Source organism: Eisenbergiella porci, assembly GCF_009696275.1.
GTDB lineage: Bacteria > Bacillota > Clostridia > Lachnospirales > Lachnospiraceae > Eisenbergiella > Eisenbergiella porci.
Genome location: NZ_VUMI01000129.1, coordinates 1 through 2,754, shown reverse-complemented (window position 1 = coordinate 2,754; position 2,754 = coordinate 1). Strand labels below are relative to the sequence as shown.

The window sequence follows — 2,754 nt, the reverse complement described above, 5'->3', positions numbered from 1 at the left end:
ACTCTGGCTTGCTACATCTGAGGCTAAATGCAGGGATAAGGTTGCCAAACAAACCAAAGTCCGATAACTGCACGGAACTGCATTTAGTAGTTATGAAGTGAGTATAAGAGGGAAAGAGCGTGTGAGTACCCGGGGAGGTCTCATGGACACAGCCAGTGCGATAAAACATTTGCGGCTGTGGTTGAAATAAGATTTGCCATGAGAAGTCAGCAGAAGCCATAGTGTGCGACTTGAAAGTCGCCATTTGAATTGTGATAAATTCACTACTACATCCGTTTGTAGTATCCCTACCGCATAGTACCCAGTAAGCAATGAACGGTGTGGAGCAGCGGGACAACGTGAGAAAAGCAGAAGCCACATCTGCTCTATTGCAAGGGAAAGATATGCAAGGTTAACGTATGTGAACTTCTGTAAGGGTCGTCAGTCTGATGAAAGGTGAAAGTGGATGATACACCTTGACCAAAAGGTACGGAGTCAGGGGCACGGTAATTACTATGGTGCTGTGTCAAACGGACAGAGAACTCCCGGTCTATAGGAAGAACCTAAACATATCATAATTATTTAAATGGCGGAACAAGGTAAACCTTATGTGTTCCCAACGGGTAGGCTAATCGTAAGAAAAGTACAATACACAGAAGGCAGAGGATGTTGGAAAAAGCGAAGGTCCTTGTGTAATGCAGGGAATAAGGGTTCAAAATTTGCCCTGTCCGAAAGGAAGCAGACTTCCAACGCGTATCAATTACATGAAGGGGCTGGAGGCTATGAATGTATTAAGTTCAATGACACAGCTGTGAGGACGGTACAGACATGAAACTGCAATGGAACCAGATTGACTGGAAGAAAGCAGAAGAACAGGTCAATAGATTACAGGTTCGGATTGTAAAGGCAACATTAGAACAGAAATGGAGACTGGTGAAGAGACTCCAGTATTTAATGACAAATTCATTCTATGCAAAAGCGCTGGCTGTGAAAAGAGTCACGACCAACAAAGGGAAGAACACTCCCGGCATAGATGGTGCAGTGTGGAAAACCGGTGATGAAAAAGTAAGGGCGGCTCTAAATCTTAACTGCCAAACCTATCATGCAAAACCTCTGAAGAGAGTCTACATAGAGAAGTTTGGTAAGAAAGAAAAAAGACCGTTAGGAATACCCACCATGCAAGACAGAGCAATGCAGGCATTACAACTGCTTGCGCTGGAGCCGGTAGCGGAAACAACAGCAGACAGAATCTCGTTTGGATTTCGTAAATACAGAAGTCCGGAAGATGCCAGAGAATACGCATTTAGTGTACTCAGCAGAAAGGATTCACCGCAATGGATATTAGAAGGAGATATTAAGCGTTGTTTTGACAAAATCAGTCATCAATGGATGTTGGAGAATATCCCAACGGATAAAAGAATACTGAAAGAGTTTATGAAATGCGGTTATGTTGAAAGAGGCCAGCTGTTTCCAACAACAGAAGGATCGCCGCAAGGCGGGGTGATTTCGCCGACGTATGCAAACATGGTACTGGACGGGTTAGAGCCTATGATATTGGACGTATATTGGAGAAGCAGAGCCAAGAGAACCTTTAGCGTTAAATACAACAATCATAAAGTCCACGTGGTCAGATTCGCAGATGATTTTATAGTGACAGCCTCCGATAAGGATACCCTGGAGAAGATAAAATCGATGATAGAAAATTTTCTCCGTGAAAGGGGACTGACATTATCAAAAGAAAAGACAGTAATTACTCATATCAACACAGGATTTGACTTTCTGGGCTGGAACTTTAGAAAGTATAAAGGGAAACTGATAATCAAGCCTTCCCATAAATCCATGTGCAAAATCACACAGAGAATCAGCGCTATTATCAAGGAGAATCGGACGGCAAAGCAGGAAGACCTAATCCGAAAACTGAACGAGGCCATTGTGGGATGGGCAAACTACCATCACTCAGCCTGTGCAAAGAAAAGCTACAGCACAATAGACCACCGAACGTGGGAAATGCTTTGGAGATGGGCGAAAAGAAGACATCCGAATAAAAGTAAAGGGTGGATTGTCAGCAGATACTGGAAAACGCACAAGGGAAGGAAATGGACGTTTATGTCAGATAAAAACATTCTGTTTTTGATGATGGATATGCCGATAGTTCGAAAAGGACAAATGGCGCTAAATAAGAATCCATTTCTTGACCAGGCATACTTTGAGAACCGTTCCAAACAACACCGTCTAAATAGAAAGAAAGCGATATGTTCTAACCGAGCCGCGCAGATAAATTATTATGCGTTATAGATGCGTGAGCGGAATGCGATGAAAGTTGCACGTTCCGTTCTTTGGGGAGGGTGAAACCGAAAGGGATCATCCTTACCCGACACCTTTGCGGTTGCAAACGCGGAGGGAAGGGCTGAACTTTAGGAGATGTGAGTAAATGAATGTAACCAAAGATGGGTTTAAGGACAGACAACTTCATATTGAGGACTATCTGCAAATGGTATCTGCGGAACAGAAAGAGTATGCAGAAGTGTCCGTCTATCAGCGGATTACTGAAAACAACAGCATCATCACAGATTTTTGGACGGACAGTCTGATGGAACTGATTTTACGGAAAGACAACCTGAATGAGGCATATAAGAAAGTGAAATCAAATAAAGGCAAAGGTGGAATAGACGGAATGCAGGTGGATGAACTTGATACGGGAAGGAAAATACAAACCCAATCCAGTCCGCAGGGTGGAAATACCCAAAGAGGAAAAGGGCAAGGTCAGGAAATTAG

1 protein-coding gene and 1 pseudogene are annotated in these 2,754 nt (G+C 43.4%); both read left to right on the top strand.

All coding sequences use genetic code 11. The features are described from left to right. Window positions 1-807: 807 nt before the first annotated feature. Entirely contained in the window at window positions 808-2,274 is a 1,467-nt protein-coding gene (gene ltrA / locus FYJ45_RS29115; RefSeq protein ID WP_154468411.1) for a group II intron reverse transcriptase/maturase, read from the top strand. 136 nt (window positions 2,275-2,410) lie between these two features. Further along, window positions 2,411-2,754 (top strand): annotated as a pseudogene (locus FYJ45_RS29110) (hypothetical protein); the annotation flags it as partial.